The organism is Corynebacterium sp. MSK122 (genome assembly GCF_030229435.2).
GTDB lineage: Bacteria > Actinomycetota > Actinomycetes > Mycobacteriales > Mycobacteriaceae > Corynebacterium > Corynebacterium marquesiae.
Window position 1 is genome coordinate 1 of the sequence record NZ_JASPHV020000087.1, and the last position, 255, is coordinate 255.

Below are 255 nucleotides of genomic sequence, written 5' to 3' on the forward strand. Positions count from 1 at the left end.
TTTTAAGAATCCCGTTTGCTCGTTTCAGTTCGCGGTTTTCGCGGCGCAGACGCCTGAGTTCTTCTTCCATTGTTTCGCCGCCTGAAGCGTCAGAATTATCGCGTACTGAGGCGCTGTCACGGTACCAGGCCCGCAACGTGTGGTGAGATACTCCAAGCAGCTCACCGACCTCCGTGTAGGCGCGTTGCAGTGAGCAAGACTCCAGGCGGACCATTTCGATGATCTGATGGACCGCCTTCTCCTTGAACTCGACGG

General features: G+C 56.1%; 1 protein-coding gene. It reads right to left on the bottom strand.

Annotated features, from left to right (window positions below; genetic code table 11):
- Nucleotides 1-255, bottom strand: a 255-nt coding sequence (locus QP934_RS11560) for a transposase (RefSeq protein ID WP_419127598.1), incomplete at both ends; no start/stop codon positions are given.